The sequence below is a fragment of the Streptomyces sp. NPDC038135 genome (genome assembly GCF_055601245.1).
On sequence record NZ_JBVJXS010000003.1, the window covers coordinates 471,847 to 494,750 of the forward strand.

The 22,904-nt window shown below is 74.8% G+C and carries 21 protein-coding genes; 12 read left to right on the forward strand and 9 right to left on the reverse strand.

Annotation, left to right across the window (positions count from 1 at the left end; genetic code table 11):
- Nucleotides 1–176: 176 nt before the first annotated feature.
- The gene (locus ACZ7JA_RS10490; RefSeq protein WP_389448856.1) at nucleotides 177–1,823 is read left to right on the forward strand and encodes a glycoside hydrolase family 13 protein; all 1,647 of its coding nucleotides are present in this window, start codon (nucleotides 177–179) and stop codon (nucleotides 1,821–1,823) included.
- Here ACZ7JA_RS10490 and ACZ7JA_RS10495 read toward each other — a convergent pair.
- Nucleotides 1,820–2,563, reverse strand: a complete 744-nt coding sequence (locus tag ACZ7JA_RS10495) for a DUF4142 domain-containing protein (protein WP_351672469.1) — start codon at nucleotides 2,561–2,563, stop codon at nucleotides 1,820–1,822. The genes ACZ7JA_RS10490 and ACZ7JA_RS10495 overlap by 4 nt on opposite strands.
- A 343-nt stretch (nucleotides 2,564–2,906) precedes the next feature.
- Between ACZ7JA_RS10495 and ACZ7JA_RS10500 the strand changes: the two genes are divergently transcribed.
- The 7 genes from ACZ7JA_RS10500 (at nucleotide 2,907) to ACZ7JA_RS10530 (ending at nucleotide 9,119) form a co-directional block, all read left to right on the forward strand.
- Nucleotides 2,907–3,593 carry a DUF6445 family protein gene (locus ACZ7JA_RS10500; RefSeq protein ID WP_470807888.1) on the forward strand — a complete coding sequence of 229 codons (687 nt, stop codon included), beginning with the start codon at nucleotides 2,907–2,909 and terminating at the stop codon, nucleotides 3,591–3,593.
- A gap of 50 nt (nucleotides 3,594–3,643) precedes the next feature.
- Nucleotides 3,644–4,528 carry an RNA polymerase sigma-70 factor gene (locus ACZ7JA_RS10505; RefSeq protein WP_450746170.1) on the forward strand — a complete coding sequence of 295 codons (885 nt, stop codon included), beginning with the start codon at nucleotides 3,644–3,646 and terminating at the stop codon, nucleotides 4,526–4,528.
- 175 nt (nucleotides 4,529–4,703) lie between these two features.
- Nucleotides 4,704–5,201, forward strand: a complete 498-nt coding sequence (locus ACZ7JA_RS10510) for a SigE family RNA polymerase sigma factor (RefSeq protein WP_351672475.1) — start codon at nucleotides 4,704–4,706, stop codon at nucleotides 5,199–5,201.
- A gap of 87 nt (nucleotides 5,202–5,288) precedes the next feature.
- On the forward strand, nucleotides 5,289–6,581 hold the full coding sequence (locus ACZ7JA_RS10515; protein ID WP_470807889.1) for a hypothetical protein: 1,293 nt from the start codon (nucleotides 5,289–5,291) through the stop codon (nucleotides 6,579–6,581).
- A gap of 37 nt (nucleotides 6,582–6,618) precedes the next feature.
- Entirely contained in the window at nucleotides 6,619–7,323 is a 705-nt protein-coding gene (locus ACZ7JA_RS10520) for a DUF4328 domain-containing protein (protein WP_470807970.1), read from the forward strand.
- A gap of 84 nt (nucleotides 7,324–7,407) precedes the next feature.
- A complete protein-coding gene (locus tag ACZ7JA_RS10525; RefSeq protein ID WP_351672479.1) occupies nucleotides 7,408–8,073 on the forward strand; it encodes an SDR family NAD(P)-dependent oxidoreductase in 666 nt (221 codons plus the stop codon).
- 101 nt (nucleotides 8,074–8,174) lie between these two features.
- The gene (locus ACZ7JA_RS10530) at nucleotides 8,175–9,119 is read left to right on the forward strand and encodes an MIP/aquaporin family protein (RefSeq protein ID WP_351672481.1); all 945 of its coding nucleotides are present in this window, start codon (nucleotides 8,175–8,177) and stop codon (nucleotides 9,117–9,119) included.
- A gap of 91 nt (nucleotides 9,120–9,210) precedes the next feature.
- On the opposite strand, the gene ACZ7JA_RS10535 is transcribed toward ACZ7JA_RS10530, so the two are convergent.
- A complete protein-coding gene (locus ACZ7JA_RS10535; protein WP_450748642.1) occupies nucleotides 9,211–10,593 on the reverse strand; it encodes a hypothetical protein in 1,383 nt (460 codons plus the stop codon).
- Between the two features lie 113 nt (nucleotides 10,594–10,706).
- On the opposite strand from ACZ7JA_RS10535, the gene ACZ7JA_RS10540 reads away from it, so the two are divergent.
- Nucleotides 10,707–11,945, forward strand: coding sequence for a molybdopterin-dependent oxidoreductase (locus ACZ7JA_RS10540; protein ID WP_351672483.1), 1,239 nt, complete (start codon nucleotides 10,707–10,709; stop codon nucleotides 11,943–11,945).
- Nucleotides 11,946–12,291: 346 nt separating this feature from the next.
- Here ACZ7JA_RS10540 and ACZ7JA_RS10545 read toward each other — a convergent pair whose 3' ends face one another.
- The 3 genes from ACZ7JA_RS10545 to ACZ7JA_RS10555 form a co-directional block, all read right to left on the reverse strand.
- Nucleotides 12,292–13,023, reverse strand: coding sequence for a methyltransferase domain-containing protein (locus ACZ7JA_RS10545; protein WP_351672485.1), 732 nt, complete (start codon nucleotides 13,021–13,023; stop codon nucleotides 12,292–12,294).
- A complete protein-coding gene (locus ACZ7JA_RS10550; RefSeq protein ID WP_470807890.1) occupies nucleotides 13,020–13,631 on the reverse strand; it encodes a TIGR04282 family arsenosugar biosynthesis glycosyltransferase in 612 nt (203 codons plus the stop codon). The genes ACZ7JA_RS10545 and ACZ7JA_RS10550 overlap by 4 nt, the downstream gene beginning before the upstream one ends.
- A gap of 102 nt (nucleotides 13,632–13,733) precedes the next feature.
- Nucleotides 13,734–14,453, reverse strand: a complete 720-nt coding sequence (locus tag ACZ7JA_RS10555) for a glycosyltransferase family 2 protein (protein ID WP_351672489.1) — start codon at nucleotides 14,451–14,453, stop codon at nucleotides 13,734–13,736.
- 105 nt (nucleotides 14,454–14,558) lie between these two features.
- Between ACZ7JA_RS10555 and ACZ7JA_RS10560 the strand changes: the two genes are divergently transcribed.
- Nucleotides 14,559–15,296 carry a response regulator transcription factor gene (locus tag ACZ7JA_RS10560; RefSeq protein ID WP_389448873.1) on the forward strand — a complete coding sequence of 246 codons (738 nt, stop codon included), beginning with the start codon at nucleotides 14,559–14,561 and terminating at the stop codon, nucleotides 15,294–15,296.
- Between the two features lies 1 nt (nucleotide 15,297).
- Nucleotides 15,298–16,410, forward strand: a complete 1,113-nt coding sequence (locus ACZ7JA_RS10565; protein WP_470807891.1) for a sensor histidine kinase — start codon at nucleotides 15,298–15,300, stop codon at nucleotides 16,408–16,410.
- A 187-nt stretch (nucleotides 16,411–16,597) separates the two neighbouring features.
- Here ACZ7JA_RS10565 and ACZ7JA_RS10570 read toward each other — a convergent pair whose 3' ends face one another.
- The 4 genes from ACZ7JA_RS10570 to ACZ7JA_RS10585 form a co-directional block, all read right to left on the reverse strand.
- Complete coding sequence (locus ACZ7JA_RS10570; protein ID WP_389300501.1) at nucleotides 16,598–17,587, reverse strand: NAD-dependent epimerase/dehydratase family protein; 990 nt, start codon at nucleotides 17,585–17,587, stop codon at nucleotides 16,598–16,600.
- A gap of 52 nt (nucleotides 17,588–17,639) precedes the next feature.
- Entirely contained in the window at nucleotides 17,640–18,131 is a 492-nt protein-coding gene (locus ACZ7JA_RS10575; protein ID WP_470807892.1) for a hypothetical protein, read from the reverse strand.
- A 42-nt stretch (nucleotides 18,132–18,173) separates the two neighbouring features.
- On the reverse strand, nucleotides 18,174–20,126 hold the full coding sequence (locus ACZ7JA_RS10580) for an N-acetylmuramoyl-L-alanine amidase (protein ID WP_351672499.1): 1,953 nt from the start codon (nucleotides 20,124–20,126) through the stop codon (nucleotides 18,174–18,176).
- Nucleotides 20,127–20,284: 158 nt separating this feature from the next.
- On the reverse strand, nucleotides 20,285–21,829 hold the full coding sequence (locus ACZ7JA_RS10585; RefSeq protein WP_470807893.1) for a M1 family metallopeptidase: 1,545 nt from the start codon (nucleotides 21,827–21,829) through the stop codon (nucleotides 20,285–20,287).
- A gap of 132 nt (nucleotides 21,830–21,961) precedes the next feature.
- Between ACZ7JA_RS10585 and ACZ7JA_RS10590 the strand changes: the two genes are divergently transcribed.
- Nucleotides 21,962–22,735 (forward strand): VOC family protein, encoded by a 774-nt coding sequence (locus tag ACZ7JA_RS10590; RefSeq protein ID WP_470807894.1) that lies wholly within the window; start codon nucleotides 21,962–21,964, stop codon nucleotides 22,733–22,735.
- Nucleotides 22,736–22,904 lie beyond the last annotated feature (169 nt).

A 22,904-nucleotide genomic window follows, 5' to 3' on the forward strand; every position in this document is an offset into this window, starting at 1 on the left:
AGGCCATGGTGATCGGCCGTGTTGAAACCTGTCAACCTGCGTGTATGCAGAGGGCGTTCATGGCTCCGTCACAACTTCGTCACACGGGGAAGGATCCACTCCCCATCACCTGAAGGTTCCCTTTCCGGGCAATGTGGACAGGCTCTGTACTGTCGTCCTTCCCGAAGGGAGTCCGCATGGCAGACCTCTCGTCCCGGAACCCGGACTGGTGGCGCCAGGCCGTCGTGTACCAGGTGTATCCGCGCAGCTTCGCCGACGCCGACGGCGACGGGCTCGGCGACCTCAGGGGAGTCGCCCAGCGCCTGAACCACCTCGCCACGCTCGGCGTCGACGCCCTGTGGCTGAGCCCCTTCTACCCCTCGGAACTGGCCGACGGCGGCTACGACGTCGCCGACCCCCGGGGCGTCGACTCCCGCCTCGGCACCCTGGACGACTTCGACGCACTGGTGGCCGAGGCCCACCGCCTCGGTCTGAAGGTGGTCGTCGACGTCGTCCCCAACCACACCTCGCACCGGCACCCCTGGTTCGAGGAGGCGCTGCTGGCCGGCCCCGGCTCCGCGGCCCGGGACCGCTACGTCTTCCGTCCCGGCCGCGGCGCGCACGGTGAACTTCCGCCCACCGACTGGCAGTCGGTGTTCGGCGGCAGCGCCTGGCGGCGGACCGCGGACGGCGAGTGGTACCTGCACCTCTTCGCGCCCGAGCAGCCCGACCTGAACTGGGAGAACGAGGAGGTCCGCGCCGACTTCCGCGCCACCCTGCGCTTCTGGTCCGACCGGGGCGTGGACGGCTTCCGCGTCGACGTCGCGCACGGCCTCGCCAAGGACCTCGCCGAGCCGCTGCGGGACATCGGCGGCATCGGCGCCACCGGCGAGGAGGCCCTGCGGCGCGTCGCGCCCGGCAGCCACCCGTACTGGGACCGCGACGAGGTGCACGAGATCTACCGCGACTGGCGCAAGATCTTCGACGCCTACACCCCGCCCCGCACCGCGGTCGCCGAGGCCTGGGTCCCGGACGCCCGCCGCGCCCTGTACGCCCGTCCGGACGAACTGGGCCAGGCCTTCAACTTCGAGTACCTGCAGGCGTCCTGGGACGCCGACGAGCTGCGGGAGGTCATCACCGGCTCGCTCGCCACCGCCCGCACCGTCGGCGCCTCGGCCACCTGGGTGCTCTCCAACCACGACGTCGTACGGCACGCCTCCCGCCTGCTGCTGCCGCCCGGCACCGACGAGAACGCCTGGCTGCTGTCCGGTGGCCGGGCCCCGGCCGTCGATCCCGAGGCCGGTCTGCGCCGGGCCCGGGCCGCGACCCTGCTGATGCTGGCGCTGCCCGGCTCCGCGTACGTCTACCAGGGCGAGGAACTCGGCCTGCCCGAGGTCGCCGACCTGCCCACCCAGGTGCTGCAGGACCCGATCTGGGAGCAGACCGGCCACGTCCGCAAGGGCCGCGACGGCTGCCGGGTGCCGATCCCGTGGACGCCGGACGGCCCGTCGTACGGTTTCGGGCCGGGGGCCGCCTGGCTGCCGCAGCCGGAGTCCTTCGCCTCCTACGCGGTGGCGGCGCAGGCCGGCGCCGAGGGTTCCACCCTGGAGCTGTACCGCACCGCCCTGCGGCTGCGCCGGAAGCTGCTGGAGGGCGAGACGCTGACCTGGACGCCCGGCGCACCGGCCGGCGTCCTCGACTTCGCCCGTACCGAGACCTGGCGCTCGGTCACCAACCTGACCGGGCGGCCCGTACCGCTGCCGCCGGGCGAGGTGCTGCTCGCCAGCACCCCGCTCGCCGGGGCCGGTTCGCTCCCGCCGGACACCACCGTGTGGCTCGGTTAGCCCACGGTCGGGCTCGGGGTGGGGGCCGGGGCGCCGCCGCCGGAGCCGCCGCCGTCACCGGTGAGGCCGCTGAGGTTCAGCGGGGTGGAGGTCGCGTTCGGCGGCGGGGTGAGGACCACCTCCGGCTGGCCCGCGGGCGGCGGGGGCGGGGTGAGGTTGTCGGAGGGCAGCTTCGGCGGGGTGGTCTGCTGGAAGATGGTCTGGTCGAAGTCGACCAGGCCGGTCTTCTCCATCACCGTCATGTGGTCCAGCACGGTGTCGTTGGCCTGGTCGGCGAGGGCCCGCACCAGCGAGTTCTTGGTGGTGGAGCGGATCTTGGCGATCGAGTTGAAGATCGAGCCGTGCGTCATCCGCAGGATGTTGGCGAAGTCGGTGTCGAACGCCTTGCCGCTCTCCGCCTTGAGCTGGGTGACGAAGCCCTCCTGCTGGGGGCTCGCGATGTTGGGCAGCGTGATGTTCAGCATGGGCGCGATCTTGCGGCAGCTCGCGTCCAGCGCGGCGTGCCCGTCGACCAGGTGCTTGCTGGCTTCAAGGACGCCCTTCGAGGCGCCCTTCTGCAGCCCGATCTGACCGAGCGGGTACTCCCAGAGACCGGCGGCCCGCACCCTGACCACGAAGTCCCGGTCGCCCTCGGTGAGCGGCCCCCACTGCGTCTGGGCGATGATCCGTGTCTGCGAGGTGGAGACGGTGTTCAGCCCGAGCATGCTCGGGTAGGCGAGCGCGCCGAGTGTCAGGGCCATCGCACCGCCCACGAAGAGAGTTCCCGTCGCGTTCCGCGAAAAGCGCACCGTGCCTCCTGCCCGGTCGTGGATCCCGCCCCCGGCGACGCGTGGGCAGTTCGTACGCACAGCAGTACGGACACGGGGGCCGATCGTCTCTGTGTCGCGGGTAAAAACTGTGGCCGGGCGCCGACGCGGGTGAAAAGTGCCGCCGGGCGCCGGTGCGGGTCCCCGGCGCCCGCGCTCCCGGCCCCCGGGCGATTGCGATCCGTTGGCGATCGATGGATGTGCATGACAGATGGTTGGGCGAAGGTTGACCCGCCGCCGGGAGAAGGCAGACCGGAGGCGGTCCTAGATTCGCCGCATGCCCCCGCAACCGTCCCCGAGGACGCCCGCCGCGCTGCCCGTCCTGCCCTACCGCAAGCCCACCCGGGGCCGTGACTACTGGGTGCTGGACGACGTCCTGCCGGACCCCGACGCCGTACGGGAGCGGTGCCTGGCCAAGGACGACTGGACCCGCGGGTACCCGTACACCTCCGAGACCTGGCCGGGGCTGCGGGCCATGCCCGGCCTCGAACCCGGCGAACTCGAGCGGGTGGAGCGGCTGGTGAGGAAGGCGACCGGGGCCGGGAAGCTGTGGGTGCAGCGGGCGCCCGGCGGCGGCACCCTGAACCACAACTGCGTGCAGGTGGTCGGCGAGGGCGAGAGCGAGCCCCGCCCGCACACCGACTCGCGCGCGCTGTGCCGGTACGCGGCCGTGCTCTACCTCAACCCGGACGTGCCCGAGGACTGCGGCACCAGCTTCTACCGCCAGTCCCTGCCCGGCGGCCGGCTGGGCGGCAACGTCGTCCAGGCCCCGCACGACAACCTCGTGGCCGCGCTCGGCACCCGGTTCGTGGCCGCCGACGCCTTCGAGGAGGACGTGCGCGTCCCGCACCGGTACAACCGGCTGCTCCTCTACAACGCCAACATGGTGCACGGCGCGACGGGTTACTCCGGCCGGGAGCTGGCGCGCAAGCGGATGACCGCGGTCTTCTTCTGGATGGCCTGAGTCGGGCACCCGGCGGTGCCGGGACCCGGGCGTTCTGGCAGCGTGGCCCCATGGCGTACTCGGAGACGGACACCGGCGACGACCCCGACCCCTACCTGGAGCACCGGCGGACGCTGTTCGCGACGGCGTACCGGATGCTGGGCAGCGTGGCGGACGCGGAGGACGTCCTGCAGGACACCTGGCTGAGCTGGCACCGCGCGGACCGCTCGGCGGTCCGGGACCCCCGCGCCTATCTGGTCCGCACCGTCACCAACCACTCCCTGAACCGCCTCACCTCGGCCCGGGCGCGCCGCGAGCGGTACGTCGGCCCGTGGCTGCCCGAACCCCTGCTGACCTCCCCCGGTGCCCAGGAGGAGGCGGAACTCGCGGACAGCGTCTCGACGGCCCTGCTGGTGGTCCTGGAGACGCTGACCCCGGTGGAGCGGGCGGTGTTCGTCCTGCGCGAGGTCTTCGGCTACGCGCACGCGGAGATCGCCGGCTTCCTGGACCGCCCCGAACCCACGGTCCGCCAGATCGCCCGCCGGGCCCGCGAGCACGTCCGCTCCCGCCGCGCCCGCTACGACACCGACCCCGAGCGGCGGGCCACGGTCACCGCGCGGTTCATCGAGGCGTGCGCGGGCGGCGACCTGAACGCGGTGCTGGAACTCCTCGCACCGGATGTCACCTGCTGGTCCGACGGTGGCGGCAAGGTCTCCGCGGCCCGGCGGCCGCTGCACGGCGCGGACCACGTGGGCCGGTTCGTCCTGGGCGTGCTCCGCAAACCCCGGATGGCGGGCGTGGCCGTCGAGCTGGTCCCGGTCAACGGCGAACTGGGCGTCCTGCTCACCCTCGGCGGGGAGCCGGTGGGCGCCGTCACGTACGACCTGCTCGACGACCGCTTCGAAACCATCCGCGTACAGCTCAACCCGGACAAACTACGCGGCCTGCGACGCTGAGTCGCCGCGGGTGCGCGGCGCGGCCCGGCCACCGGTGAGAGCGCCGGCCCCCTCGGCCCGGACACCCACGACGGCGTCCGGACCGCACTCTTTTCCAGTGGCCGGCGCCGACCCGTAACGCGGGTGGGGTCCCATCGCGTGTAAAGGGTGACGTCCGACCACGAAGGGACACACGGTGAGGGAAGCACCCGCGGACTACCTGGAGTTCGCAATCGCCCGCAGCGGTCCGCTGTTCCGGACCGCGTGCCTGCTGACGGGCGACTGGCACCTCGCCGAGGACCTGGTGCAGGAGACCCTCGCCAAGATGTACCGCTCCTGGCGGCGGATCAGCCGCGCGGGCTCCCCGGTGGCCTACGCCGACACCGTGCTGGTGCGGACCTTCCTCTCGCAGCGCCGGCGCCGCAGCTCCACCGAGCGTCCCAGCGACCGGCTGCCGGACGCCGCCGGTCCGGCGCGGGACGCGGAGCTCCGGATGGCGCTGCTGGACGGCCTCGCCCGGATGGCGGCCAGGGACCGGGCCGTGCTGGTGCTCCGCTACTGGGAGGACCGCTCGGTGGAGGACACCGCCCAGGTCCTGCGGACGACCCCCGGCGCCGTCCGGGCGCAGAGCAAGCGCGCCCTGCAGCGGCTGCGCACCCTCCTCGGCGGCCAGTTGGCCGACCTGGCCGCCTGACCGGCCGGGCGCCGGCGCCCTCCCCGGACGACGGCCGGGCACCGTCACCCAGACACCCTCCCCAGACGAACGGAGAGCCCCACCGCCATGCCACGCGACGAGCACCGCACCGACGACTTCGAGGAACGGGTGAGCCGCGCCATGGTCGGCGCGAGTGACGAGTTCCCGCCCCACTCGGCCGACCTGGTGACCCGCTCCATCGCCCGGGGCCGCAGGATGCGCCTGTTCGGCGCCGCCCGCGTCGCCGCCGCGGCCGTCACGGTGGTCGCCGTGGGCGGCACCCTGATGGCCACGGACGCCTTCGGCACCCGAAGCGGGGCGGACGGCCGGCTCGCCGCCGACGCCTCGGCGAGCAGCCCCGCGTCCCCCGGCCGGCCCCCCTCCCGCGCCCAGGCGCCGGTCAGCGGCGAGGAGATGGTCCGCACACTGAAGAGCCTGCTGCCGCCCGGCGGGACGGTCTCCGAGGCCACGGGCCGGGGGTCCCGGTCGGACGGCGCCGTCGTCTGGCCGAGCGCCAGGCTCACGTACTCCACCGGGGCCGGTTCCTCAGGCATCGACGTCACCGTCGCGCGACTCGCGTCCGGCCTGCCCGCCGACGAGCAGGGCGCGAGCGGGTGCCTGCCGCTGGAGGTGCGCCCGTACGACAAGTGCAGCACCCGCAGGCTCCCCGGCGGCGCCCTGCTCAGCACCACCAAGTCCTTCACCTACCCCAACAGCGACACCGGCCAGAAGCGCTGGTACGTGGTCCTCACGACCGCGGACGGGGTGCAGCTGACGGCGCAGGAGTTCGGCGGCGGCGCGGAGAAGGGCGCCACCGGGGGCGCCGACCCCCTGCTCTCGACCGCCCAGCTCACGGCGATCGTGCGCAGCCCGGCCTGGAAGGGGGCGATCGACGCGCTGCCGGTCCCGGACACCGCTCCCGCCGGGCCCACCCGCACCGACCGGGCCTCCGGCGTCCGCCTGACCAGGGTGCTCGAGTCGCACCTGCCCCACGGCACCGTCTCCGACGTGAACAGCGGGACCGGCCTGGTCCAGCTGGTCCACGACGACGGCGACGGCCGGAACATGGTGGAGGTCGACGTCCAGTACGACGCGACCGCCGCGATCGGCGGCCACATGGGCTGCGCCGGCGAGTCCGGCGGCTGTGAGGCCGGGACCCTGGCCGACGGCACCCGGATCAAGAGGGTCAGGACCCGTTCGGAGAAGGGCGGCGCCGCTCAGGTCTGGCTGGTCGACACCCTGCGCCCGGACGGCCGCCGGGTGACGGTCCGCGAGGTCAACTCCTATGCCGAGAGCGCCCCGGTGACCCGCCCGCGGCCCGAACTGAGCCTGGACCGGCTGCAGGAGATCGCGCTCGACAAGGGGTTCTTCACGGACTGAGCGGGCGGTGCGCCAGTATGGGCGCGTGGACGAACTCATGGGGGAGGGAGCCGCTCGCGAGCGGCTCGAGGCGCGGTCCGTGCGGACGGCCGGGCGGCTGACGGGCGGGGCGCTGCTGGCGGCCGGGGCCGCCTGGGTGGTGCGGGGGGTCTGGGAGATCAGGCTGGCCGTGGCGGGGGAGCCCGCCTCGGGGCCGCCGGACCAGGGCGACGGGGTGCACCGGCCGCTCACCGGGCTCGAGGACTCGTACCACCTCGTGACCTCGCTGGGCGGCGGCGTCGCCCTCGTGTGCGCGCTGCTGTTCCTGGCCTGGCTGCGGCAGGTGCGGGAGAACGCGCGGGTGCTGTCGGGGCGTCCGCCGAAGTACCTCGGGATCTGGGTGTACCTCGGGTGGATCGTGCCCGTCGTGAACCTCTGGTTCCCGCGCGGGATCGTCGCCGACGCCTTCCGGGCCACCGCCCCGGAACGCAGGCTGCCCGTCTCCGTCAACGTGTGGTGGGTGCTCTGGCTGCTCGGCATGTTCGGCGGGGTCGGTCTGGTGTCGCGCGACTCGACGGACCGGATCATCGCGCGGGCCTACGAGGGGGTGTGGCCGCTGCTCCTCGCCGACGCCGCCGTGGTCGGCGCCGCGGTGGCCGGTGCGTTCGCCGTGCGGGCCGTCACCGCCGCTCAGGTGGAGCGGATCCGGCGTGGACCGGGCCGGAGTGTGACGGAGGAGTCCGCGGGCGTCGTCGGCGGCTGACGGGGAACCCGCGCGCGGGCCCGTGCGACGGCCTCGCCGCCGCGCGGGTGGTGAGGTGCTCGCCGGGCGGGGAGGATTTCATCCGTGAGTGTCATCGCCATCGTCGGGGCCGGTCCCGGGCTCGGGACCGCCGTCGCCCGCCGGTTCGGGCGGGAGGGCTACGACGTCGCCCTCGTCGCGCGGGACGCCGGGCGGCTGAACGACCTGGTCCGTGAGCTGGCCGCCGACGGGGTCGCCGCACGCGGCTTCGCCGCCGACGTGCGCCGGCCGGAGGAACTGGCGGCCGCGCTGAAGGACGCGGGCCGCGTCCTCGGCACGGTGGAGGTGCTGCAGTACAGCCCGGTACCGCACCGGGACTTCATGCGGCCGGTGCTGGAGACCCGGCACCGGGACCTGCTCGGGCCGATCGAGTTCTCGGTGTACGGGCCGGTCGTGGCGGTGCAGCAGGTCCTGCCGGGCATGCGGGAGCTGGGCCGCGGGACCATCCTGCTGGTCAACGGCGGCACGGCCGCCGTGCCCCATCCCGAGCGGGCCGGCACCTCGATCGCGTTCGCCGCGGAGAGCGCGTACGGGCATCTGCTGCACGACCGGCTGGCCGGCGAGGGGATCCACGTCGCCCAGCTGATCATCCCCGGGTCGATCACGCCCGGCCACGTGCGCAAGGACCCGGCCGTGCTGGCGGACACCCTGTGGGCCATGCACCGCGACCGGCGCGGATTCCGGCACTACGCCGACGACCTCGACGGCTGAAACCGCAGGCGGGCGGGGGTACCGGACGTTGCCCTGCGTGAAGAGCATTTGTGGGCCAATATGGTGATGTTGGCCGCATTGCTCTCTTCGAGGGGGCCTCAATGGCTGTGGAAATCCCTTCGCTCATCAAGCCGTCCCGGCTCCGAAGCCGGGGAGGGCTGCTGGGCGAGTGTCTGGCGGAGTTCCTGGGGACCTTCGTCCTCATCTCCTTCGGCTGCGGTGTGGTCGCGATGGCGGTCGCCGCGCTGCCCGGATCGGGCCGTGCCGCCACCCCGACGACCATCTTCCTGGCGGCCGGTGACTGGCTGCTGATCACCTGGGGCTGGGCGATGGCCGTGGTCTTCGGCGTCTACGTCGCCGGCGGCGTCAGCGGCGCCCACATCAACCCGGCGGTGACGCTGGCCATGGCCGTGCGCCGCGGGTTCCCCTGGGTCAAGGTGGTGCCGTACTGGTTCGCGCAGATCGTGGGCGCGTTCGCGGGAGCGGCGCTGGTCTACCTCGTCTACCACCAGGCGATCAACGCCTTCGACGCGGCCGTGCCGGGACCGAAGGTGAACGGGCACACCAACGCCACCTTCTCGATCTTCGCGACCTTCCCGGCTCCGTACTTCCACGGCGGCATCTGGGGGCCGCTGATCGACCAGATCGTGGGCACGGCCTTCCTGCTGATGCTGATCGCCGCCGTCCTCGACCTGCGCAACCAGGCCGTGAAGGCCAACCTCGCACCGCTGATCGTGGGTTTCATCGTCGCCGCGATCGGCATGTCCTACGGCGCGAACGCGGGCTACGCCATCAACCCGGCCCGCGACTTCGGGCCGCGGCTGTTCACCTGGGCTGCGGGCTGGGACAGTCTGGCCTTCCCCGGCAGTGTGGCCGGCTCGTTCAGCGCGTACTGGTGGATCCCGATCGTCGGGCCGCTGGTCGGCGCCGTGATCGGCATCCTGGTCTACGACCTGTTCATCGGCGACGTGCTGGTGGTGCGCGCCGAGCTGGGCGAACTGCCCGAGCCGGGCCGCGCCCGGGCCGTGAAGGAGGAGGACTACTAGGGCCGGCCACGACGGGACCCCCGCAGCGGGCCGCGGACTCCGCCGCCGTCCACAGGCTGTGGACCGGTCCGCCGGCCGACCCCTCGCCCCCTCACCACCCGGTCAGCAGCAGGTGGTTCAGGAGCAGGGCGAGCGCCGCCTGAGCGGTGAGCCAGGCGCGGGGACGCGGAAGGTACGCGCACGCCGGGAGCAGCCACACCGCGAACGGCAGCCAGATCCGCTCGGTCTCGGCCTTGCTCATCCCGGACAGGTCGGCGATCAGCAGGGCCAGCAGCGCGGCGCAGACGAGGACCGCCGGGCGGACGGCGGCGGGGGACGCGCGCCGGACGAGGGCCGCGACGGCCCGGCGCAGGCCCGCCGCCGTCGCCAGGCCGGTGATCAGCACGGTGCAGGCGAGGTTGGCCCACACCCAGTAGCCGTAGGGCCGGGTGCCGCCGACGCCCTGGTGGTAACGGGTCACCAGCAGGCGGTACGCCGTCCACCAGTCGAACCCCGCGAACGTGAACAGCAGCGGCACCACGGCCAGTCCGGCGAGCAGGGCCAGGAGCAGGGCGGGACGCCCGCGGACCCCGTCCCGGGCCGTCCACAGCACCGCCGCGCCGGGCAGGGCGACGAGCGTGAGCCCGTACGACAGGTAGCAGGTCAGGCCGAACAGCAGCCCGGAGGCGGCCGCCCACGGCAGGGAGCCCCGGGTGACCGCGAGGGCCAGCAGGGCCACCGCCCAGGCCGCGGCCGCCGCGAACCAGCCGTCCGCCGAGGTGCCGGTCCACACCGCGGCCGGGGCCAGCACCAGGAAGGGCGCGGCGCGGCGGGCGAACGCCTCGCCGGCCAGGGCCCGTACGGCGACCAGGACGGCCACGCAGGCCGTGGCGCCGGTGAGCACGCACCACAGCCCGGCCCAGCCGCCCCCGTGCAGCCCGGCCCGGTCGAGGAGGACGAAGGTGAGCGTGGCGCCGGGCGGGTGGCCCGCGACATGGGCCGGCCAGGGATCGGGGGTCCCCGCCACGATGTGGTGGGTGAAGTCGCGCAGCGCGGCCGGGATGTCGTGGAAGCGGCCGACGACCCGGAGGTACTCCTCGCGGGTGGTCAGGCGGCCCGCGACGCCCCGCTGCCAGCCGTCGACCAGGGCGAGGGAGAGGATCCAGGCCGTCGACGCCGCCCAGGCCGCCGCGAGCAGGGCCCGCCAGGGCAGGCGGCCGGCGAGCGACGGCCCGTACGCCACCCCGGCCGCGGCGAGGAGCACGGCGGCCGGGGTGCCGGGCCCCAGGTGCGGGTCCCACTCGGCCAGCAGGGGCGGCCAGTGCACGAACAGCGTGTGGCGGGTGGACTGGATGTGGCGGCCGGTCAGCACGGCGGCCGTCACCAGCAGGGCGGCGGCCCCGGCGGCGTACAGGTCACGGCGGAGGCCGCGGCGGGCGTCGCGGTCTGCCGGGCGGCGGTCACGGCCGGCGTCACTGCGGAGGGAGCGGGTCACGTCGGCACGTTAGGCCGCACGGCCGTGCCGGAGCCGTCGCACCGGGCGGACGTCAGCGTTTCGTCACCGGTCGCGGGCCCTTCTCCGGGCGTCCCGCGGCCTACCGTCGGCACATGCGCGACCATCCCCGGCTTCCCACCGCCCCCGGTTTCTGGCGCAGCCCCCTGCGCGGGCCCTGGTTCACCTCGGTGCTCGGCCTCGTACTGCTCGCCGGCATCACGGTGCTGTTCGTGACCGGCCTGGTGTCGTACGCCTCCTACAACCCGGACCTGTCCCCGGTGAACGACACCACGCCGGACAAGGGCGTCCTCGGGTTCTACCTGTTCGCCTGGCCGGCCGGCCCGGTGTGGCTGTACCGGTTCACCCAGGGCGTCCACGTCACCCTCGGCGTCACCCTCGTCCCGGTCCTGCTGGCCAAGCTGTGGTCGGTGGTGCCCCGGCTGTTCACCCTGCCGCCGGCCCGTTCCCTCGCGCACGCGCTGGAGCGGCTCTCCCTGCTGCTGCTCGTCGGCGGCGGGCTGTTCGAGTTCACCACCGGCGTCCTCAACGTCCAGCTCGCCTACGTCTTCCCGGGCAGCTTCTACCCGCTGCACTTCTACGGGGCCTGGGTGTTCTTCGCCGCGTTCGTGGCGCACGCCGTGCTGAAGGCGCCGGCGGCCGTGCGCACCGTACGGCGGCGGCTGGGCGGGGAGCCGGAGAGCGACCTGGCCGCCCCGCGCCCCGACCCGCCCACCGTCTCCCGGCGCGGGGCGCTGTGGCTGGTCGGCGGCGGCTCGCTGCTGCTGTTCCTGACCACGGTGGGGCAGAGCCTGGGCGGCCCGTTCCGCCGGACCGCGCTGCTCGCGCCGCACGGCGGGCCCGACCCGGGCGGCGGCCCGAACGGCTTCCAGATCAACAAGACGGCCGCGTACGCCGGGATCGACGCGGCGGAGACCGGCGAGGAGGCCTGGCGGCTCGTCGTCACCGGCCGGACCGGCACCGTGCGCCTCAGCCGCGCCGAGCTGCTGCGACTGCCCCAGCACAGCTCGTCGTTGCCCATCGCCTGCGTGGAGGGCTGGTCGACCGCCGACCAGTGGTGGCGCGGGGTGCGGCTGCGCGACCTCGCGGCGCTCGTCGGGTACGACGGCGAGGTCCCGGACGTGCTCGTGGAGTCCCTGCAGCGGCACGGCGCCTTCCGCCGCGCGGCCCTGCGCGCCAACCAGGTGGCGGACGGCCGCTCCCTGCTCGCCCTGGCCGTCAACGGCGAGGACCTGTCCATGGACCACGGCCACCCGGCGCGGATCATCGTGCCCGCAGCGCCCGGGGTGCTCAACACCAAGTGGGTGGCCCGGCTGACCTTCGGAGACCTGTGATGCGGCCCCGTCTCCCGGTCGGGAGCCCGTTCCAACTGCTGCTGTTCGCCTGCACGTTCGCGCTCGCCGGGTACGCCGGGGTGCGGCTCCTCGCCGGTGACTGGCGCGCGATCGCGCTGTGGATCGTGGGCGCGGCCCTGCTGCACGACCTGGTGCTGCTGCCGCTGTACTCGGCGGCGGACCGGGCGGTCGTCCGCGGGCTCGGCGCGGCCGGCCGGCGTGAGTGGACGTCGTACGTGCGGGTGCCCGCCGTGCTGTCGGGGCTGCTGCTGCTCGTGTGGTTCCCGCTGATCCTGAACCTGGTGGACCGGCGCTACCGCGCGGCCACCGGCATGTCCGCCGACGTCTACCTCGGCCGCTGGCTGCTGATCACCGCCGTGCTCTTCGGCGGCTCGGCGCTGCTGCTGGCGCTGCGGGTGCTCGGCGTGCGCAGGGCGACGAAGCGGCGCTCGCCGGCCGCCCACTGAGCGGCCGTCCGCCACCCGGCCCGGTCCGCGATCGCGAGCAGGGCCGGGGTGCCGGTCCGGGCCCACGGGAACGGTTCGCCGGCGGTTTCCCGGTGGTGGCGCACGACCCGCGCCTCGGCTCGCTCGTCGATGTCCGCCGGGTCGGTCTCGGCTATCAGCAGGCCGCCGGAGCGCAGCAGTTGTCCCATGCGGTGCAGCAGGGCGCCCGGGTCGCCGCCGATGCCGATGTTGCCGTCCATGAGCAGGACGGTCCCCCAGCGGCCCTCGCCGGGCAGCGGGCCGAAGACGGAGCGGCGCAGCGCCTGGCCGCCCACGGTGACGGTGCGGGTGACGGCGGCCTCGCAGACGTCGACGCCGAGCACGGTGCGGCCCTGCGCGGCGAGTTCCGCGACCAGCCGGCCCGGGCCGCAGCCGACGTCCAGGACGGCGCCCTCGCAGCGGGCCAGCACGGCCCGGTCCACGGCGTCCGCGGCGGCGCACCAGCGCTCCACGTCCAGCGGCAGCAGCCGCCCGTCGGCCAGGCGCAGGAACAGCGGGCCCCGGCCGCTGCGCAGGGCGGCGGTGTACGGATCGCAGGCCGCCCAGGCGGGCGGGGCGCCGGCCGCGCTCACCGGCCCGCCGTGCAGTCGGCGAGGCGGGCGGCGAAGGCGCCGTGCGGGGCCAGGGCGGCGACGGCGCGGGCGTCGGCGGCCGTGTCGACGTCCCGCAGCGTGGGCAGGTCCCGCACCCGCAGCCCGGCGGCCACCAGCCGCTCCCGCTGCACCGCCCCGGTCGCCGGCGTCGACATGGGAACGCCGCGCAGCAGCGCGGGCTCCGGGCGGGCCAGGCCCAGCGCCCAGAAGCCGCCGTCCTCGGCCGGGCCGAAGCACGCGTCGCAGTCCGTGAAGTCCACGGTGAGCAGGGCGGGGGTGACCTGCGGGGTGTCCATGCCGATCAGCAGGGCCGGGCCCGTGCACCGGGCGAAGGCGTCGGCGAGACGGTCGTCGAGGCCGCCGGCGCACTGGGGGACGACGTCGAAGCCGGCCGGCAGCCAGGGGCCGGGCCGGCCGTCCAGGACCAGGAGCCGGCGGGCGGCGGGGGTCTCGGCCACGGCGCGCAGGGTGTCGGCGAGGGCGGCTTCGGCGAGCGCGGCGGCCTGGGCGGGGGTGAAGGGCGGGGTGAGACGGGTCTTGACCCTGCCGGGGCAGGGCTCCTTGGCGATGACCAGGAGGGTGGTCATGGTTCGGTCTCCTTGTGCGGCGCGGGTGGTGCGGCTCCTCGGGGGCGCGGGGGGACCGCGCGGGTGGTGCGGCTCCTCGGTGGGCGCGGGGGAACCGCGCGGTCAGCCGCCGTCGCCGTGCGGCCGGGGGCCGGCGGCGGGCGGCTCGCCCAGGACCGCGCTCATGTCCCGCACCGCGTGCCAGGTGCCGCGCCAGGTGCCGGTGACCTTGGAGGCGCCGGTGCGCGGGAGGTAGGGCACGTCGTGCTCGGCGATGCGCCAGCCGGCGTCGGCGGCGCGCACCACCATCTGCAGGGGGTAGCCGCTGCGCCGGTCGGTGAGGCCGAGGCCCAGCAGGGCCTCCCGGCGGGCGGCGCGCAGCGGGCCGAGGTCGTGCAGGCGCAGCCCGGTGCGGCGGCGCAGCAGGCGGGTCAGCGCCAGGTTGCCGGCCCGGGCGTGGGCGGGCCAGGCGCCCCGGGTCTGCGGGCGCCGCCGGCCGAGGACCAGGTCGGCCCCGCCGCCCCGGACCTCGCGGACGAACGGGACCAGGTGCGCGGGGTCGAGGGAGGCGTCGCAGTCGCAGAAGCACACCACGTCCGCGGTGGCGGCCAGCAGCCCCGCGTGGCAGGCGGCGCCGAAACCCCGCCGTGGCTCGGTGACGACGGTGGCGCCGAGGGCGCGGGCGAGAGCGGCGGAGCCGTCGGTGGAGCCGTTGTCGACGACGAGGGCGCGCCAGCCGGGCGGAATGCGCTCCAGCACCCAGGGCAGGGCCCCGGCCTCGTTCAGACAGGGCAGGACGACATCCACGCCGGTGCGGGACGGTGAGGTGGTCACGGCGTTCACCCTACGAAGCCGAACCGTGACGAAGCGGACATCCGCTCCTTACGAAACCCGGACGTCGGCGCCGGGGGCGGGCCGGGGCGGCGGCGCGGTGCCAGGGTGGGAGACATGCAGCAGCCATACGCGTCACCGGACACCGGACGGCGGCCGGACACCCGGGGCCGGATCCTCGTCGTGGACGACGACCCGACCGTCGCCGAGGTCGTCGCGGGTTACCTGGACCGCGCCGGGTTCACCGTGGACCGGGCCGGCGACGGGCCGTCCGCGCTCGAACGGGCCGCCGGGCACCGGCCCGACCTGGTGGTGCTCGATCTGATGCTGCCCGGCATGGACGGCCTCGAGGTGTGCCGCCGGCTGCGCGAGCGGGGTTCGGTGCCGGTCGTCATGCTCACCGCGCGCGGCGACGAGGACGACCGCATCCTCGGCCTGGAGGTCGGCGCCGACGACTACGTCACCAAGCCGTTCAGCCCGCGCGAACTGGTGCTGCGGGTGGAGTCGGTGCTGCGCCGCGCCCGGCCCGCCGCAGCGGGCGGCCGGCTCGGCGCGGCCGGTCTGACCGTGGACCCGCAGGCCCGCCGCGCCACCAAGGACGGCGGCGAACTGCTGCTCACGCTACGGGAGTTCGACCTGCTGGCCTTCTTCATGCGGCACCCGGGCCGGGCGTTCGGCCGGGAGGAGCTGATGCGGGAGGTGTGGGGCTGGGACTTCGGCGACCTGTCGACCGTCACCGTCCACGTCCGGCGGCTGCGCGGCAAGGTCGAGGACGATCCGGCCCGGCCCCGCCTCATCCAGACCGTGTGGGGCGTCGGCTACCGCTTCGACGCCACGGGGAAGGAGGCGGTCTGACGTGCGCGACAACCTCCTCATCGCCCTCTACGCCTTCCTCGGCGCCGCCGCCACCGGCCTCGTGGGCGCGGCGGTGCTCCGCCTGATCCGCAGACGCTCCCTCACCGCCTCGCTCGCCGTGGTGGCCGCCGTCGGGGTGGTGGCCATGCTCGCCGGGACCATGGCCGTGGCGCAGGCGATGTTCCTGTCCGCGCACGATCTGCGGGTCGTCACCGCCGTCGTCGCGATGGCGGCCGTCGTCTCCCTGGCCACCGCGCTGCTGCTGGGCCGCTGGGTCGTCGCCCGCAGCCGGGAACTCACCGACGCCGCACGGCACTTCGGCGACGGCGGCGCCTTCGCCGCGCCGGCCGCCCCGGCCACCGCCGAACTGGACGCGCTCGGCCGCGAGCTGGCCGCCACCAGCGCCCGGCTGGCCGCGTCCCGCGACCGCGAACGGGCGCTGGAGACCTCCCGGCGCGAGCTGGTCGCCTGGATCTCGCACGATCTGCGCACCCCGCTCGCCGGGCTGCGCGCCATGTCCGAGGCGCTGGAGGACGGGGTGGCCGCCGATCCGGACCGCTACCTCAAGCAGATCCGCACCGAGGTGGAGCGCCTCAACGACATGGTCGGCGACCTCTTCGAGCTCTCCCGCATCCACGCCGGCACACTGCCCCTCAGCCCGGCCCGCGTCTCCCTCTACGACCTGGTCGGCGACGCCCTCGCGGGCGTCGGCGCGCTCGCCCGGGAGCACGGTGTACGGCTGGTCGGGGACGGGGTGGAGCCGGTCCCGGTGGAGGTCGACGGCAAGGAGATGAGCCGGGTGCTGGCCAACCTGCTGGTGAACGCCATCCGCCGCACCCCGGCCGACGGCACGGTCGCCGTCACCGCCGAGCGCGCGCCCGGCGGTGTGGTGCTGTCGGTGACGGACGGCTGCGGCGGCATCCCCGAGGAGGACCTGCCCCGCGTCTTCGACACCGGCTGGCGCGGCACGGACGCCCGGACGCCACCGGCGGGGGCGGGCCTGGGCCTGGCGATCGTGCGGGGGATCGTGGAGGCGCACCAGGGACACGCCACGGTGCGGAACATCCCGGGCGGCTGCCGCTTCGAGGTGACCCTCCCGGCGGCCGGAACGTAGGCCGGGGCGCCGCCGAGCCGTGTCCGGCCGAGCCGTGTCCGGGGCGCCCGCCGAGCCGGCGGAGCCCGGTCGTCCGGTCGGCGGCCGTGCCCGGACAGGCGCCGGTCGTCCGGTCGGCGGCCGCGCCCGGACACGCCCCGCTGGCCGGCCGGGTCGTACCCGGGAGTCGGTGCGCGGCGGATCCGGCTCAGGAGGTCCGTGCGAACTCCCGCATCCCCTCGGCGAATCCGACCTCCGGAATCCAGCCGAGTTCCGTGCGCAGCCGGGTCGAGTCCGCCGTGATGTGGCGGACGTCGCCCAGCCGGTACTCACCGGTGACCAGCGGCTCCGGGCCGCCGTGCGCGGCGGCCAGGGCGCGGGCCAGGTCGCCGACCGTGTGCGGCTCACCGCTGCCGGTGTTGTACGCGGTGAGCGTTCCGGGGCGCCCTCCGGCCTCCAGCGCGATGACGTCGGCGGCGGCCACGTCCCGCACGTGGACGAAGTCCCGGCGCTGCCGCCCGTCCTCGAACACCCTCGGCGGCTCCCCGCGTTCGAGGGCCGAGCGGAAGAAGGAGGCGACGCCGGCGTACGGGGTGTTCCGGGGCATCCGGGGGCCGTACACGTTGTGGTAGCGCAGCGAGACGGCCGTACCGCCGGTGCAGCGGGCCCACGCGGCGGACAGGTGCTCCTGGGCGAGCTTGGTGGCGGCGTAGACGTTGCGCGGGTCGGCCGGGGCGTCCTCGGCGACCAGCCCCGGGGCCAGCTCGGCGCCGCACGACGGGCAGTCCGGTTCGAAGCGGCCGGCCGCCAGCCGGTCCTCGGCGCGCGGGCCGGGACGTACGACGCCGTGCGCCGGGCACTCGTAGCGGCCCTCCCCGTACACCACCATCGAGCCCGCCAGCACCAGCCGCCGCACGCCCGCCCGGGCCATCGCGGCGAGCAGGACGGCGGTGCCCAGGTCGTTGCGGGAGACGTACTCGGCCGCGTCCGAGACGCCGTCGCCGAGGCCCACCATGGCCGCCTGGTGGCAGACCGCGTCCACCCCGGCGAGCGCGCGGTCGACCGCCGCCGGGTCGCGCACGTCGGCTCCGGGGTCGTCGCGGACGTCGAACACCACCGGCTCGTGCCCGCGCGCCCGCAGGGCGTCGACGACATGGGACCCGATGAACCCGGCACCGCCGGTGACCAGTACGCGCATACGCCCACGCTAGGCGCGCACCCGGCCCCCGCCCCCTCGCGCGGACGGCGCGTCACGGGTCCGTAAGGACCCCGTCACCGGCGGCCGGGGCGGGACGCGCCCGGCGGGCGGCGAGGACGGTGCCGACGCAGGCGAGCACCCCGATCGTGCCCGCGACGGCCACGAGGCCGTAGGCCGGGACCCAGTCGTCGCCCGCCGGATAGCGCCGGCCGCACAGACGGTTGACGGCCGGCCGGGAGGCGGCCACCTCCAGGCACACCCGGACGCCCGCCCTCGGCTTCGTGCCGTACGGAAGGTCGAACAGTTCCCGGTGGGTGGCGTAGCGGCGGACGCCCACCGTGTAGGCGATCTCCATCCGCACGCCCCCCTTGGGTTCGGGCACCGCGCGCTCGACGACACCGGTGACCCGCCGGGGCGCGGCGTCGATCCGCCGGGCGTCCTGCCGCTGCCGGGCCACCGCGAGCGCGGTGGACACGGCGAGCGCGCAGCACACCGCCCCGATCACCCCGCAGGCGATCCACGTCCGCTTCCCCACCCTCGCCATGCGCGGACCCTAGTGCCCCGCCGGGCCCGCCGGGGAGGTGCGTCAGTGCGAAGCGGAGCCCGCCGCACCCGACTTCGGGGCCTTCGTGGCCGGCGCCTTCACCAGGTCCACGTCCTGCTCCCGGACGTAGGCGAGCCGGTGCCCGAACTGGATCTCGTAGTAGCGCTCGCGGCCCTTCACCACCGGGTAGGGCGCGCTGCCGTACGACTTGCCGGCCCAGGTGCCGAGGACGCTGGACCGCGTCACGTACCGCTGGCCCGCGCGGAGGTCGTACGGCAGCGGCGACTCGGGCTGTTCGTCCACGCCGTCCGGGTAGGCGTCCTCGTCGGGCAGCGCGCGCCCGAACACCGGGATCTCGCTCAGGCCTTCCTTGGGCGTGACCATCCGGCCGGCCGCGCCGACCGCCGTCGGGTGCTTCTTCGGATTCTTGAACCAGGCCTTGTTGCCCTGGAACCAGATCGCCGTCCAGTCGCCGCTGCGCCCGGCGACCGCGAAGGTCTGGCCGGCCGAGACCCGCGAGCCCAGGTCGTTGACGTCCTCCGTGGAGTCCTCGCCGTCCGGGTGCCGGCCCATGTCCTGGATCAGGGGCGCGCTCTCGGACGGCTCGGTGTACAGGCGGACGGCGCTGGAGCCGTGCGGTGCGCACGGGTCGCCCTTCCCCGTGCACCCGGTGAACCGCGGCTTGTGCGTGGCGTAGTCGGGCAGCACGGTCACCATGGGGCTGTCCGGTCCGGCCGTCGCCTTCAGCGGGGCGCCGAGCAGGTCGAAGTAGTGCCGCCAGTCCCAGAACGGGCCGGGGTCGTCGTGCATGTCGGGGATGGAGTCGGCGGTCGGGGCGGGCACGTTGTCGTGGCCGAAGATGTGCTGCCGGTCCAGCGGAACGCCGTACTTCCGCGCCAGGTAGCGCACCAGGCGGGCCGAGGTCCGGTACATCGACTCGGAGAACCAGGCGTCGGGCTGGGTGAGGAAGCCCTCGTGCTCGATGCCGATCGAGCGGGCGTTGACGAACTGGCTGCCCGAGTGCCAGGCCTCGTCCTTGGTCTTGATGTGCTGGGTGACGTGGCCGTCGCGGGAGCTGATCGAGTAGTGCCAGGAGGCCTCCGTCGGGTCCTGCACGGTCTTGAACATGTTGGGCAGGATCGCCTCGGTGTCGTGGATGACGATGTAGTCGATCTTCTGGTCCCGGGGCCGGTCGGCGAGGTCGTGGTTGCCGTAGCCGCCGTCGTCGTCGGTCGTGGCGTAGGAGGCGCTCAGCCACGAGCAGGACAGCTCCGGCGGGCACTCGGGGTCCTGCGCACGCTGCGGGCCGGACTGGCCGGCCGGGTTCCAGCGCACCTCGGGGCGGGCGGCCAGGGTGACCCGCTGGCCCACGTCGGTGGTGCGGTGCGCGCCCTGCCGGATCACCTCGAAGACGTCGTGCGCGTACGTCGCCGCCTCCGCCTTGTCGCTGGAGCCGGAGAAGCGGGTCACCGCGTCCCACCAGTCCGCCGGGTTCTGGCTCAGCGGCCTGCCGAGCGCCTTCTGGGTGGCCGCCAGCAGGGCGGCGCCGCCGCGCACGTTGGCGGCGGCGTCCAGCCGCAGCCGGTCCGTCGCCTCTCCGGTGAGGCGGGCGGCCCGGCGCAGGTCCGCCGCCCGCTGTTCCGGACCGCCGCGCGCGGGCCGGGCGGCGGGCCGGGGCGAGGGTCCCGCCGCCCCCGTGAGGCCGGGGTCCACCAGGTGCATCGGCCCGTAGCCGCCGCCGGTGCTCGGGACGCCCGGATGGGAGTCCCAGCGCGACTGCAGATAGGACACGCCCATGAGGACGCTCACCGGCACGTGGTAGTCCTGCGCGGCGGTCGCGAAGTCGCCCTGGAGCCGCCGGTCCTCGTTCTCACCGTCGTCGGACGACGGCCAGGCCAGCAGCGGCAGCAGGAGCGCCGCCGAGGCGGTGGCGCAGATCAGCCCGTTGCGGCCGCGTACGGCGCCGGGGACACGGGACTTGACACGACTCCACATATGCAAGGGCCTCCGACCGCGCTCGTCCTGCCCCGGGGGAGCGGGTGCTCCACCGCCACCCCTTGTACGCTGCCGTGCCCGCCGCGCCACGTCGCGCCAAGGGTCACTGGCGTGGACCAGTGACCCCGCCCAGGCCACCCGGTCGGCGGCGTGGACGCTCAGTCCTCGGCCGGGTCCACCCGCCAGTCGGGGTGCCCGGGCATCGGCGGGGTGTGCGGCCCGTACAGCCACGGCGTCAGAAACGGTTTCAGGTCCCGGCCCGCGACCTCGGAGGCGAGCGCGACGAAGTCCGCGGTGCCGGCCGCCCGGCCCCGGTAGCGGGTCACCCAGGTGTGTTCGATCCGCCCGAAGGTCTCCTCGCCGACCTCCTCGCGCAGCGCGTAGAGCACCAGCGCGGAGCCGTCGTAGCGGATGTTGCGGAAGAGGGACGGTTCGGTGGGCTCGGCGGGCGCCCCGTCGTCGTGCCGCCACTGGTCGTGCTGTTCGTACGCGTCCCGCATCGCGTCCTCCAGGGAGACCCCACCGTGCGACTCGGAGTAGAGGCGTTCGTAGAAGCGGGCGTGACCCTCGCTCAGCCACAGGTCCGACCACCGCCGCAGGGCGACGCTGTCGCCCGTCCACTGGTGGGTCAGCTCGTGCACCAGGTCGCGCTCGGCGTGCACCCGGTCGCCCAGCAGGCTGTCCCTCGGCACGACGGACAGCGACTGGGTCTCCAGCGCGACCGGCAGATCGGTGTCGGCGACGAGCACGCCGTAGCGGCGGAACGGGTAGGGGCCGAGCCGCTGTTCCAGCCAGGCCAGGTGTTCCGGGGTGAGGGAGCGGTGCTCCGCGGTGTCCGCGACGAGGTCCTCGGGCACGACGTCCCGGACCGGCAGCCCGTGCGGCCCGGTGCCGTCGGCGAACTCGAACCTGCCGATCGCCACCTGGACGAGCTGGGCCGCGATGGGCTCCTCGGAGTCGTACGTCCACCGGACGCGCCTGCCGGGTTGCGGAGCCCGCTCGACGAGCCGGCCGTTGGCCACCGCCTGACGGTCCGCCGGGGTCGTGATGTGGAAGGTGAACGGCGCGCGCAGGCTGGGGTGGTCGTCGGCCGGAAAGATCATCTTGGCGCCGTCGGGCTGCGGGTAGAGCACGGTGCCGTCGGGGGTGGGCACCCAGCCGTACTCACCGATCGCGTCGCGGCGGTGGCGGCGCTGGGCGGGGTCGGCGGTGTAGGTGACCCGCACGGTGAAGGAGGCGCCGTCCGCGACCGGCCGCGCCGGGGTGACGACGAGTTCGTCGCCGTCGCGCTCCGCCCGCGCGGGACGGCCGTCGACGGTGACCTCGTGCAGCGTGTTGCCCGCGAAGTCCAGGTCGAAGCGGGACAGGGTCTGGGTGGCGGTGGCCGTGACGGTGGCGCCGGCCGCGAACGGCGTGCCCGGCGCCCGCCAGTCGAAGACGAGTTCGTAACGGCGCACCGTGTAGCCGCCGTTGCCGTCGAGCGGCAGCAGCGGGTCGCCGATGCCCCGGGCGCCGGGAGAGGGCGCCGCTGCGGAGACGCCCGCGTCGGCGCCGGGCGCCTCGCGGGCCGGGCGGGGGGCGGTGCGGTCCGCCTGGCAGGACAGGGCGCAGGCCAGCAGGGCGGCGCCGGCGAGTACGAGGGCGGTACGGCGGCCGCGCGGGCGTGCGGTGCGGGCACGGCTGCCGGCCCTCGTGGTTCTCATGGCCGCACTATGTCAGTAAAGCGATGAATCAACGCTTATTTTCCTATGAACACTCTCACTCCTGTCTGTCACTTCTTCACCCGGTTTACGGCATAGTGACGGGCGTCCTGCACCCGCCCCAGGAGGAAACGCATGCTCGGCACCGACTTCCGCACCGGATCGCCCGTCTGGCTCGACCTCGGAAGTCCGGACACCGACGCGAGCGCCGCCTTCTACGGCGCCGTCTTCGGCTGGCAGTTCGCCTCCGCCGGCCCGGAGGCGGGCGGCTACGGGTTCTTCCTGAAGGACGGCAGCACCGTCGCCGCCCTCGGCCGGCTCACCGAACCGGGCGCCGTCCCGGCCTGGACGACGTACTTCCACAGCGACGACATCGAGGCCACCGCCCGGGACGTGGTCGCGGGCGGCGGAACCGTGCGCGTCGAGCCGATGAGAGTGGGCGAGGGGTCGATGGCCCAGTTCACCGACCCGCAGGGCGCCCGGTTCGCGGTGCTGCGGTCCCCGATGGGGCTGCAGCGGACCAGCGAGGACAACGCGCTGGTCTGGGTCGAACTGCACACCACCGAACCGGAGTCGGCGATCCGGTTCTACGCCGGGCTGTTCGGCTGGCGTTCGGCGGAGATGACGGCGCCCGGCATGGCGTACCAGGTGCTCAGCGTCGCCGACGGCGACCAGCAGGAGGGCGCGTTCGGCGGTGTGGCCCCGCTGCGGGGCGGCCAGGGGGACCCGCGCTGGGTGCCGTACTTCGCCGTGTCCGACCCGGAGGCCGTCGTCGCCGCCGGACGCGACAACGGCGCGACGGTGCTCATGCCCGCCGTGGACGTGCCCGACGTCGGCACCATCGCCTGGCTGAGCGCGCCCGACCGGTCCGTCTTCGCCGTCCTGCGGCCTAACCCGCGCCAGGGCTGAGGAGTCCGCCGCCGGGCGGACGGCCTCGGCCGCCCGGGGTGTTCCGTTACGCCGTTCCGGTGCCCCTCCCGCCGCAGTTCGCCGCTTCGCGCCCGCGCCGCGCATTGAATGCACCGTGCCGCGTGAGGGACGGCCGCTCCGTGCCGTCCCTTCGCGCGTCCATGGCCAT

Coding starts and splice junctions, on each gene's coding strand:
- ACZ7JA_RS10550 (WP_470807890.1), bottom strand. CDS start 13,631: ATGACCACCCTCCTGGTCATCGCCAAGGAGCCCTGCCCCGGCAGGGTC.
- ACZ7JA_RS10580 (WP_351672499.1), bottom strand. CDS start 20,126: ATGTGGAGTCGTGTCAAGTCCCGTGTCCCCGGCGCCGTACGCGGCCGC.
- ACZ7JA_RS10500 (WP_470807888.1), top strand. CDS start 2,907: ATGCCCCCGCAACCGTCCCCGAGGACGCCCGCCGCGCTGCCCGTCCTG.
- ACZ7JA_RS10560 (WP_389448873.1), top strand. CDS start 14,559: ATGCAGCAGCCATACGCGTCACCGGACACCGGACGGCGGCCGGACACC.
- ACZ7JA_RS10520 (WP_470807970.1), top strand. CDS start 6,619: ATGGGGGAGGGAGCCGCTCGCGAGCGGCTCGAGGCGCGGTCCGTGCGG.
- ACZ7JA_RS10570 (WP_389300501.1), bottom strand. CDS start 17,587: ATGCGCGTACTGGTCACCGGCGGTGCCGGGTTCATCGGGTCCCATGTC.
- ACZ7JA_RS10495 (WP_351672469.1), bottom strand. CDS start 2,563: ATGGCCCTGACACTCGGCGCGCTCGCCTACCCGAGCATGCTCGGGCTG.
- ACZ7JA_RS10530 (WP_351672481.1), top strand. CDS start 8,175: ATGGCTGTGGAAATCCCTTCGCTCATCAAGCCGTCCCGGCTCCGAAGC.
- ACZ7JA_RS10575 (WP_470807892.1), bottom strand. CDS start 18,131: ATGGCGAGGGTGGGGAAGCGGACGTGGATCGCCTGCGGGGTGATCGGG.
- ACZ7JA_RS10515 (WP_470807889.1), top strand. CDS start 5,289: ATGCCACGCGACGAGCACCGCACCGACGACTTCGAGGAACGGGTGAGC.
- ACZ7JA_RS10505 (WP_450746170.1), top strand. CDS start 3,644: ATGGCGTACTCGGAGACGGACACCGGCGACGACCCCGACCCCTACCTG.
- ACZ7JA_RS10540 (WP_351672483.1), top strand. CDS start 10,707: ATGCGCGACCATCCCCGGCTTCCCACCGCCCCCGGTTTCTGGCGCAGC.
- ACZ7JA_RS10590 (WP_470807894.1), top strand. CDS start 21,962: ATGCTCGGCACCGACTTCCGCACCGGATCGCCCGTCTGGCTCGACCTC.
- ACZ7JA_RS10490 (WP_389448856.1), top strand. CDS start 177: ATGGCAGACCTCTCGTCCCGGAACCCGGACTGGTGGCGCCAGGCCGTC.
- ACZ7JA_RS10585 (WP_470807893.1), bottom strand. CDS start 21,829: ATGAGAACCACGAGGGCCGGCAGCCGTGCCCGCACCGCACGCCCGCGC.